Origin of the sequence: Rossellomorea aquimaris (assembly GCF_020172085.1) — a bacterium.
GTDB lineage: Bacteria > Bacillota > Bacilli > Bacillales > Bacillaceae_B > Rossellomorea > Rossellomorea aquimaris_E.
Genome location: NZ_JAIVAT010000007.1, coordinates 963,462 through 973,075 on the forward strand (window position 1 = coordinate 963,462; position 9,614 = coordinate 973,075).

Annotated in this window: 11 protein-coding genes and 1 rRNA gene; 10 read left to right on the forward strand and 2 right to left on the reverse strand. The window is 42.9% G+C overall.

What is annotated here, in order from left to right:
* Nucleotides 1-197 precede the first annotated feature (197 nt).
* On the reverse strand, nt 198-1,484 hold the full coding sequence (locus LCL96_RS17620) for a glutamate-1-semialdehyde 2,1-aminomutase (RefSeq protein ID WP_224943399.1): 1,287 nt from the start codon (nt 1,482-1,484) through the stop codon (nt 198-200).
* Nucleotides 1,485-1,660: 176 nt separating this feature from the next.
* Here LCL96_RS17620 and LCL96_RS17625 point away from each other — a divergent pair, with 176 nt between their 5' ends.
* The 8 genes from LCL96_RS17625 (at nt 1,661) to perR (ending at nt 7,553) form a co-directional block, all read left to right on the forward strand.
* The gene (locus LCL96_RS17625) at nt 1,661-2,674 is read left to right on the forward strand and encodes an ATP-binding cassette domain-containing protein (RefSeq protein WP_224943401.1); all 1,014 of its coding nucleotides are present in this window, start codon (nt 1,661-1,663) and stop codon (nt 2,672-2,674) included.
* Between the two features lie 33 nt (nt 2,675-2,707).
* On the forward strand, nt 2,708-3,499 hold the full coding sequence (locus LCL96_RS17630) for an ABC transporter permease (RefSeq protein WP_224943403.1): 792 nt from the start codon (nt 2,708-2,710) through the stop codon (nt 3,497-3,499).
* 3 nt (nt 3,500-3,502) lie between these two features.
* Nucleotides 3,503-4,288: an ABC transporter permease gene (locus LCL96_RS17635; protein ID WP_224943405.1), complete on the forward strand. Its 786-nt coding sequence runs from the start codon at nt 3,503-3,505 to the stop codon at nt 4,286-4,288.
* Nucleotides 4,289-4,350: 62 nt separating this feature from the next.
* Nucleotides 4,351-4,755 (forward strand): ion channel, encoded by a 405-nt coding sequence (locus LCL96_RS17640; protein WP_224943408.1) that lies wholly within the window; start codon nt 4,351-4,353, stop codon nt 4,753-4,755.
* Between the two features lie 73 nt (nt 4,756-4,828).
* Nucleotides 4,829-5,293 (forward strand): thioredoxin-dependent thiol peroxidase, encoded by a 465-nt coding sequence (bcp, locus tag LCL96_RS17645; RefSeq protein ID WP_224943411.1) that lies wholly within the window; start codon nt 4,829-4,831, stop codon nt 5,291-5,293.
* Nucleotides 5,294-5,518: 225 nt separating this feature from the next.
* Nucleotides 5,519-6,469, forward strand: coding sequence for a D-2-hydroxyacid dehydrogenase (locus LCL96_RS17650; RefSeq protein WP_224943413.1), 951 nt, complete (start codon nt 5,519-5,521; stop codon nt 6,467-6,469).
* A 2-nt stretch (nt 6,470-6,471) separates the two neighbouring features.
* Nucleotides 6,472-7,020 carry a cob(I)yrinic acid a,c-diamide adenosyltransferase gene (locus LCL96_RS17655; RefSeq protein WP_224943416.1) on the forward strand — a complete coding sequence of 183 codons (549 nt, stop codon included), beginning with the start codon at nt 6,472-6,474 and terminating at the stop codon, nt 7,018-7,020.
* Nucleotides 7,021-7,112: 92 nt separating this feature from the next.
* Nucleotides 7,113-7,553 carry a peroxide-responsive transcriptional repressor PerR gene (gene perR, locus LCL96_RS17660; protein WP_318246440.1) on the forward strand — a complete coding sequence of 147 codons (441 nt, stop codon included), beginning with the start codon at nt 7,113-7,115 and terminating at the stop codon, nt 7,551-7,553.
* 86 nt (nt 7,554-7,639) lie between these two features.
* On the opposite strand, the gene LCL96_RS17665 is transcribed toward perR, so the two are convergent.
* Nucleotides 7,640-7,990, reverse strand: coding sequence for a YgzB family protein (locus LCL96_RS17665; protein WP_224943420.1), 351 nt, complete (start codon nt 7,988-7,990; stop codon nt 7,640-7,642).
* Between the two features lie 154 nt (nt 7,991-8,144).
* On the opposite strand from LCL96_RS17665, the gene LCL96_RS17670 reads away from it, so the two are divergent.
* Nucleotides 8,145-9,011, forward strand: coding sequence for a nucleotidyltransferase-like protein (locus LCL96_RS17670; RefSeq protein WP_224943422.1), 867 nt, complete (start codon nt 8,145-8,147; stop codon nt 9,009-9,011).
* A 259-nt stretch (nt 9,012-9,270) separates the two neighbouring features.
* A 16S ribosomal RNA gene (locus tag LCL96_RS17675) occupies nt 9,271-9,614 on the forward strand; the annotation flags it as partial.

A 9,614-nucleotide genomic window follows, 5' to 3' on the forward strand; every position in this document is an offset into this window, starting at 1 on the left:
CAAGCAATATCAATAGGAAATTTTAAATAAGTTTCTACAAAAATATGTACCTTTCAGGAAGGGTGGATAAACCATCTCACTTCTACAAAATACATAGATATGTAATGGGGAAGATCATTATTCTTTCCCTTCATAAAAAAAGCCTGCCGCCTTGGCAGATTACCAGGCGGACAGGCTTTTCATTTTCTTCAATTCTATTATAATTGTGCAAATGCACGGTCAACTGCTTCGAGTGTCACCTTGATATCCTCTTCTGTATGAGCCGTCGTCAGGAACCATGCTTCATATTTTGATGGAGCAAGATTGATTCCCTGATGGAGCATTAGCTTAAAGAACTTTGCAAACATTTCTCCATCCGTCGCTTCTGCCTGTTCATAGTTTTCTACTATTTCTTTCGTGAAGTAGAGGGTGAGGGCTCCCTTCAGCCTATTGATGGAAATCGGCGTGTTATGCTTTTCTGCCGCAGCCAAAATCCCCTTCTCAAGCATTTCTCCCAGCTGATCTAGTCTTTCATAGACGCCTTCCTCTTTCAGTACTTCAAGACAGGCAATCCCTGACAAGATGGAGGCTGGGTTCCCGGCCATCGTTCCTGCCTGATAGGCAGGTCCTAACGGAGCTACTTGTTCCATGATTTCTTTCTTTCCGCCGTATGCTCCGATCGGAAGGCCACCGCCGATGATTTTCCCTAATGCGGTCAAGTCCGGCTTCACCTGTAACATGTCCTGTGCCCCGCCATAAGTAAAGCGGAATGCCGTGATGACTTCATCATAAATAACAAGGGAATTTGAAGCATGGGCAATGTCATTTACCTGTTGGAGGAAGCCTTCCTTCGGTTCTACGATCCCGAAGTTACCGACGATCGGTTCAACAAGGACAGCTGCGATTTGATCTCCCCATTTTTCCATTGCTGCCTTAAATGGCTCGATGTCATTGAATGGGACAGTGATGACTTCCTGGGCGATGCTTTTAGGAACACCGGCTGAATCCGGCGTTCCCAGTGTAGAAGGGCCAGATCCTGCTGCAACCAATACAAGGTCCGAGTGTCCGTGGTAACAGCCTGCAAACTTGATGACCTTATCTTTACCTGTGTATGCTCTTGCCACACGGATCGTCGTCATGACCGCTTCGGTACCGGAATTGACGAAACGTACCTTGTCCATGTAAGGCATGGCTTCCTTAATCATTTTGGCAAATTTCACTTCATGACGTGTAGGAGTACCGTATAGAACCCCATTTTCTGCAGCCTTCGTAATTGCTTCCGTAATATGAGGGTGTGCATGACCCGTTATGATCGGACCGTAAGCTGCCAGGTAGTCGATGTACTTGTTGCCATCCACATCCCAGAAGTAGGCACCCTTTCCTCTTTCCATGGCAACGGGAGGTCCGCCGCCAACGGCTTTGTATGAACGAGAGGGGCTGTTGACGCCTCCGACGATATGTTCCAGTGCTTCTGTATGTAAAGTTTCTGATTCAGTGAATTTCATGTTTTCCTCCCGAGTATATTTTTTCTTTGCATTACCCTTCTATTGTAGTACGGCCTTTTCCACTTTAGCAAATAACGAGTCATGGCTGATGATTTTTTCAAGCAGACTGTTCAAATAGATACAGCTCCCTGTGGTACACTATTCTTTGTTTGTAAAAGTGAAACCTAGGAGGACGCATGATGAATGCAATTGAAGTAAATCATTTGCGTAAGGAATTCAAAGCTTTTTCCAGTCGTTCAGGACTGAAGGGAGCTTTCAGGGATTTGTTTACGCGTAATTATAAAGTCGTTCCCGCAGTGAACGATATTTCGTTTAATGTGAAACAAGGGGAGATGGTCGGATACATTGGTGAGAATGGAGCGGGGAAGTCCACCACCATTAAAATGCTGACAGGCATCTTGACTCCGACTGGGGGAGAATTGACCGTAAATGGCATGAATCCCCATCGGGATCGTGAAAAATTCGTACAAACAATCGGTGTAGTATTCGGGCAGCGTTCACAACTCTGGTGGGATATTGCGGTCCAGGAGTCTTTTCAACTTCTAAAAAAAGTGTATAAGGTTCCCGACCAGCAATATAAGGAGCACATGGGTCATGTGATTGAAACTCTGGATATTGGTCCGCTGCTGGACAAACCTGTCCGTAAGTTATCCCTGGGGCAGAGGATGAGATGTGAATTAGCGGCAGCTTTGGTTCATAACCCGCCTTTACTCTTCCTGGATGAACCAACGATCGGGTTGGATGTCCTTGTGAAATTGAAGATACGCCAGTTCTTAAAAGAAATCAACGAGAAATATCAGACAACCATATTGCTGACAACCCATGATTTATCAGATATCGAAGCTCTTTGTGAGCGGGTCGTGATGCTGGATGAAGGGAAGATCATTTATGATGGTCAATTGAACCAGCTAAAAGAAAATTGGGGAGATCAGAAAGAAGTCGTATTTCAATTCCTGGATGGGACGTCCCTCACGGCGCTATCGGATCTTACAAAAGATCAGAGCATTTCATGGTCATTTGATGAGAAAAAGCAGACCTATTCCGCGATTACTGAAGCCGATGAAGAAGTCATTTCACAGCTCATCACTAATGTTGTGGCATCCTTCAAAGTGAAAGACATGAAGATAGAGGAAACGACCACCGAGGAAATCATCCGAAACATTTATGAAAAAGGGGCTGTCTCAAGATGAGAAATGTGACTGGCCAACCCGGGAGAGGGTATCATGGCTAAATATATTGAAATGATCCGAATTCGATTTCTCATGATGCTTGCCTATCGGACGAATTATTATAGTGGGATTTTAATTTACAGCATCAACATCGGAGCGTATTACTTCTTATGGCAGGCCATCTACGGAGGGAAACAGGACATTGAAGGATTATCGATCATTCAGATGACGACCTATGTTGCCGTTTCCTGGATGGCAAGGGCTTTTTATTTTAATAATATCGACCGTGAAATCGCACAGGAAATCAAAGAGGGAAAAGTGGCGGTAGAACTTATCAGACCATATAACTATCTTGGAATGAAGACGATGCAGGGTCTTGGTGAGGGAATCTTCCGGTTGGTGTTTTTCTCCTTTCCGGGAATGATCATCGTGAGTCTGATATTCCCTCTTCAAATCGGTTCAGGGTTTGATACATTGGGGTTGTTTTCCGTTTCCATCCTGTTCAGTTTTATCATCAATACTCAAATCAATCTGCTGACCGGTATCACGACCTTTTTCTTATTTAATAACGACGGTTTGATTCGTGCGAAACGGGTTGTCATTGATTTGTTTTCAGGACTGTTGCTGCCCATTCACTTCTTTCCGCTATGGGCGCAGCATGTAATGGAATATCTACCGTTTCAAAGCATCAGCTATGTTCCGAGCATGATTTTCACGAATGGCTTTTCGACTTCGGAGGCATTTAACGCAATTATGATGCAAGGACTTTGGTCGTTGATCCTTCTCATTCCGATTAATGTACTGTGGGCCATGGCTAAAAAACAAATGATCATTCAAGGAGGGTGACCGATGTTTTATGTAAAGATGTTCTTTCAATACGTCGCCCAATATATGAAGATCAGACTTCAATACCGGGCGGATTTGATTGTAGAAATTCTGTCAGACTTATTATTCCAAGCTGTTAATCTTGTATTTATCCTCGTTGTCTTCGGCCACACCCAGCTGTTGAGCGGATGGACGAGAGATGAAATCATTTTTATTTATGGATTTTTCCTAGTTCCATTTGCGTTATTCAGTTCGTTCTTTAATATTTGGGATTTCAACGACAGGTATGTGGTGAAAGGGGAGTTCGACCGGATCCTGACGAGGCCGATCCACAGCTTGTTTCAAGTGATATTAGAAAGGATGGAACTTGAGTCCCTTTTCGGTGTGGTTACGGGAATGGCCGTCATGTTTTACGCAGGGGGGAGGCTTGATATCTCGTTTGAATGGTATGAACCGATTCTTTTCATCATTTTTGTCTTCGGAGGGGCACTAGTGTATGCAGGGATTTTCATTTCCCTTGCGAGCATTGCCTTCTGGTCGGATGCGAAAACGTCCATCATGCCTATGATGTACAATATCGGAAACTACGGGAGATATCCTGTTGATATCTATAATAGTGTGATACGGTTCGTGTTAACATGGATACTTCCTTTTGCGTTCGTTGGCGTGTACCCTTCTGCCTTTTTCCTTGAAAAGACGGAATGGTACCCTTATTCATTTCTCACTCCATTTGTCGGAATCGGATTTTTCATCTTCTCCATTGTTCTGTGGAATGAAGGTGTAAAACGGTATAGAGGAGCAGGTAACTAGAATTTTTTCTTCTTGATAAGCGTACATATACTAAGACAAGCAGAAAAAAAGAGGGTATGTACATGCTTCTTATCATTGGTTTTTTTATACTGTTCTGCATGGGTATGAGCCTCCGTGCATTATTCTATCCTTCGAAATGGAAAGAACATCACGTTTCCCTTCATCATTTTCTGTTTTTGGGGATGAGTTATATCACTATTATGATCGGTTTCGGCTTATTGTTTACACTCCTCGAGCTTGAGGGGATCCCGATTCTCGTAGAGGGGGGGGCCCCGCTGACGGGAGACTTTCTTGATCACTTTTTTACGACGATGTATTTCAGTGGAATCACCCTTTTTTCGGTAGGGTACGGAGATGTAACACCAGTCGGAATCGGGAGAGGGATCGCTCTCATTGAATCATGGCTTGGCTATACAATCCCGGCAGCGTTCGTCGTGAAATCCTTCCTGAACTATGAAAACAAGTAGCGTATGGTTTGAGTTTTTTCCTTCTATTGGGTACGCTAAGGTCAGAACAATATTCAATTGGAGGGGAAAATAGATGACAGTTGGTCAAAAAGCACCTGAATTCGAATTACTTGCAAGCAATGGAGAAAAGGTAAAGCTTTCAGACTATCTAGGGAAAAACGTAGTCCTTTACTTTTATCCAAAAGACATGACACCCGGCTGTACGACAGAAGCATGTGATTTCAGGGATCAGCATGAGAACTTTGAAGATCTTGATGCCGTTATCCTCGGTGTGAGTCCGGATCCGGTTGATAAACATGAAAAATTCATAGACAAGCATGGACTGCCTTTTCTTCTACTTGTAGATGAAGACCATCAAGTAGCCGAGGAATATGGCGTATGGAAACTGAAGAAAAACTTCGGGAAAGAATACATGGGAATTGAGCGTTCCACCTTCATCATCGATAAAGAAGGAAACCTGTCCAAGGAATGGCGAAAGGTGAAAGTGAAGGGGCATGTGGAGGAAGCTCTTCAGTACATTCAAGAGAATCTTTCCTAAGCCTATTTTCATGCCTATTTTAACGGGTTCGAGGCTTTTGTCCATTCACAAAAGCTGTAGGGACATATAGTAAGAGTAGGGCAACCTCCTCAAATAAGTCAGTCTCATCCGTGTAGCAGGATCGACCATGTCGATCCTCTTTTTTTATGCCCTCTTGGGGTTGAAACTAGGGTCATTCCTCGTCAATATGGTAAAATAATGAACAATAGGATGGGAGGCAGGTATATGAAAATCATCGTTACATTTCAGCCAAAGGAAGAATTCGTCTCAGATTTAACGAACAGCTTCCCTGAGGTTGAGTTCCTGTTTTATAAAAAAATTAAAGATGCAGAAAGCGAACCGCCAAATGCAGACGTGATCGTCACAATGGGGGAAGATTTAACAGACGATCATATTGAAAGAAGTAAGAAATGCAAATGGATCATGGTCACTTCTGCAGGATTGGAAAAAATGCCGTTTGAAGCCATTCAAAAAAAGGGGATCCTCGTGACCAATGCAAGGGGAATCCATAAGATTCCAATGGCGGAGTTCACGATCGGATTGATGCTTCAACATGCGAAACAACTTCAAGCGGTAAGGGAGCAGGAAATGAATGCCGAGTGGAGTAGAAGATTACCCACCTCCGAGCTTCATGGAGCATCTCTTCTCATTCTTGGTGCTGGGGCTATCGGAGGTGAAATCGCCCGTCTCGCGAAGGCATTTCATATGAACGTGAGCGGAGTGAATTCTACTGGCTTACCAGGAGAACATTTTGACAGCATGTTCACATTGGAGACCTTCAATGAACAGCTGCCGAAAGCCGATTACGTGGTATCCGTGTTGCCAAGTACCAATCGTACGAAGCACATCCTTAAAGTCGATCACTTCGAGCAGATGAAGGATACAGCTGTTTTTATCAATATTGGCCGGGGTGACCTTGTTGAAGAATCCGTCCTTCTTGAAGCGGCGGAAAGGAAGCTGATCGGTCATTTATTCCTGGATGTATTTGATCATGAGCCACTCCACCGAAATCACCCATTTTGGGAGGCGGAAGGCATCACGGTGACACCTCACCTATCAAGCATCACAAAAAAATACATGCCAAGAGCATTTGAAATCTTTAAAAAGAATTTATCTACATATAGTAATAACAAGGAACATTTTATTAACGTGATTGATGCAGAGAGGGGCTATTGAATATGAAAATCTATACAAAATCGGGGGATAAAGGGACGACCTCCCTTGTTTACGGGACACGTGTATCCAAAAAGGATCAACGGGTAGAAGCTTACGGGACATGTGATGAAGCGAATTCCATGATCGGTCTTGGTCTAAGTTATGCTAAAGCGGAATACTTTGATGGGAAGGAACAATTCGATGAATTCTTCCATAAAGTACAAACCATCCTATTCCATGTTGGGGCGGAACTTGCGACGCCTGTAGGCAAAGAAGTGAAATGGAAGCTTGAGGAAACACATATCAAAGAATTAGAAGATCAAATCGATTTCCTAGATGGGGCTCTGACCCCTTTAAGTAATTTCATTCTTCCAGGAGGACATCCAGCCGGTGCAGCACTCCATACTGCAAGGACGATTGTGAGGAGAGCAGAGAGAGAAGCTGTTTCAATTGAAGAAGACATCAATCCATTGGTGCTTTCTTATCTAAATCGACTATCTGACTACCTTTTCGTGGCCGGCCGTTATATCAATCAACAGCTTGGGGAGCAAGAGAAAAACCTTCATGAGTAATAGGGTCAAAGATTGACAAAAGGGAACATTGATTAGTACACTATTTATAAAGATTATAAAATAATAATTCTTATGAAAAGAGGTGCATGACGATGTCTGAAGAAGGACAATTAAAAGAAGCGATTTCGACATTGAAGGAAACGGGAGTCCGCATCACTCCTCAGCGTCATGCGATATTAGAGTATCTCATTGATTCAATGGCCCATCCTACAGCTGATGACATATATAAAGCACTAGAAGGGAAATTCCCTAACATGAGTGTGGCTACCGTTTATAATAATTTACGCGTATTCCGTGAAGTAGGCTTAGTGAAAGAGTTGACATATGGAGATGCTTCCAGTCGTTTTGACTTTGTGACAACGGATCATTACCATGTCATCTGTGATGGCTGCGGCAAAATTGTTGACTTTCATTACCCGGGATTGGATGAAGTGGAACAACTCGCTTCCCATGTAACGGGATTCAAAGTGAACAATCACCGTATGGAAATCTACGGGACATGTGCTGAATGTTCTGCAAAAGAAGCTCATTAGGAAAGAATGGTTCTAATCTAGAACCATTCTTTTATTTTTTTGATTCAAAAAAAGACCTTCCATCGAAGGTCTTTTCTCATGCCACATTATTTTTTCTTTTTGTTATAATCTTCGTCGAATTCTTCGCCTTCAAGGTTCGGGTCAAGAGTAAGCGGTTCGTTGCAATACATGCACATGTCAACACGGCCGAGAACCTTGGTAACCTTCCCGCAATTCGGGCATGTCACCTGCACAGCTTTTGTGGACAGCATCCCGATCCAGAAGTAGACAACCGTACTTCCGATGATTCCCAGAAAACCCAGCAGCATAAATGTTGTCATGACCCATGGATGTTCTCTAAAATATATACCGACGTACATAATGATAAATCCGATGAAAACCAAGCTTAAGGCAAACGTACGGATTTTATTGATTTTACTTGAATAATTCTTAGCCATTTGATTGTCCCTCCTAAAAAAATACTATACCATATTTGTTATCATAAGAGGGATACGAAACCGCTTTGTCGAAAAATGACTATATTCAGAGAAGGAAATCCCCTTTGAATGTCGAAATAGTAACCAACCAATGAGTGATGTGGAGGAGTATGAAATGGAAGACATTTTACGACCAATATACCAAGAGCGTACAAGTCACCCCAATACTTTAGGAGCGCTTTTAATAGAACAAAGCAAGAAATCAAGTCCGTTGACCGATACCTTTGATTTAGTACTGTTTCTCGTTGTGAAAGAAGCCGAAGAACCAGTATTCATCAAACACTACTCTTATAAAGAACAAAAGGCGGCCTTACATATCGTAACAGAAGCTAAACTAAACGAGTGGATTCTTCTTGGTTCCAATCGTAAAGTGATCGATTGGCTTTTCAATGGTAAAGTCTTGTTTGACCGCAACGAATTTATTCACAATCTAAAAACGGAGTTAAAGGATTTTCCTTTCTATGGAAGAAAGATAAAGATGGGCATGGAATTCGCTAAATTGATTCGCCGTTACATGGACGGTAAAGAATTCTTTGAAAGCAAGCATTACTTGGATGCCTACAATCATATTGTTCATTCCTTGCATCATTTAGCAAGGCTTGCCGTCATCGAAAACGGATTTCATCCTGAAGTCACTGTCTGGAATCAGGTAAAACAGATAGAGCCCGAAATTTATAAGTTATACGAAGAGCTCGTGACGAGTGATGAAGAAATTGATAAGCGACTGGAACTGCTATTTTTGGCAAGTGAGTTTCTCATCCACTCCAGAACCAAGGTTTCAACTGAGCATCTGTTGGACATCTTGGCTCAAAAGGAACACTGGTCGTTCCAGGACCTTCTTAATCATTCTGAAGCCAGGCAATACTCTGTAGATTTAAGCATGCTCATTGAATATCTCACCGATAAGGGTCTTGTGGAAATTGTAAATATAGAAACAAAGGGACAAGGGATTTATCACCGATATTATCGGGCGAAGAAATAATTATAGTAAAATACTAATTTATCGTTGACTTCACTCAGGTACCTTGTTATATTAGTAAATGTCGCTGCTGAACGACGGTAACGAGCGGTCAGTGGCGACTTAAAAAAACTTAAAAAGTTGTTGACAAAATAAGGGCAACTTGATAAGATGGTTAAGTCGCTCAAATGAAGCGCTTACACATTGAACCTTGAAAACTGAACAAAACAAGACAATACGTCAACGTTAATTCTAGATTTATTTTAAAGAGCTATTCAAACTTTTATCGGAGAGTTTGATCCTGGCTCAGGACGAACGCTGGCGGCGTGCCTAATACATGCAAGTCGAGCGGATTGATGGGAGCTTGCTCCCTGATATCAGCGGCGGACGGGTGAGTAACACGTGGGTAACCTGCCTGTAAGACTGGGATAACTCCGGGAAACCGGGGCTAATACCGGATAACTCATTTCCTCGCATGAGGAAATGTTGAAAGGTGGCTTTTAGCTATCACTTACAGATGGACCCGCGGCGCATTAGCTAGTTGGTGAGGTAACGGCTCACCAAGGCGACGATGCGTAGCCGACCTGAGAGGGTGATCGGCCACACTGGGACTGAGACACGGCCCAG